The organism is Cupriavidus sp. 05T313, from assembly GCF_056396665.1.
On sequence record NZ_JBFTLX010000590.1, the window covers coordinates 1 to 537 of the forward strand.

Sequence of the window (537 nt, forward strand, 5' to 3'; positions counted from 1 at the left end):
AAATTGAGGGTGGTTTCCCTCGAAACCACACCTTGCTGAGACCGGCTACGCCTGATGAGCCAATGCCAGCGTAGCCGAAATGGTCGGTTAGTCATAAGGTTATTAGCTTTGGACCCATATTTCGTGGACTAGGAAAGAGGCGACCCCGTAAAGATATGATATCCGAGACGATTAGTGCATCCAGTTTCTTTGAAGAGAATTTTGAGAGATATCCGGCTTTATTCAAATCTTGCTATACAGGGAAATTTTTCGACTGGCACGATCTTGATGAGTCAATATACTCCAGTCAATCAAGTCCACTTGGTGTGAGAATCCATAATGGAGTGGATTTTATTGACCCGGCGGGGTATAGCAAAAGATGTATTGAGGTGGGGGTAATTAAAATCCAACTTAATAAAGATTTTGTTGAGATGCATCTGGCGGCTGGCTCAACACTTGTGTTCAATCGAATAGAGTCAGTTTCAATTAAAATTAGAAACATTTGTAACGAATTATCTGATTTTATTGGTGAGGTCGTCATTGCAAACGGTTATGCTG

Annotated in this window: 1 protein-coding gene; it reads left to right on the forward strand. The window is 41.7% G+C overall.

What is annotated here, in order from left to right; translation table 11 throughout:
- Window positions 1-155: 155 nt before the first annotated feature.
- A partial coding sequence (locus AC1DKD_RS41895) for a hypothetical protein (protein WP_477144819.1) occupies window positions 156-537 on the forward strand: 382 nt, incomplete at its 3' end.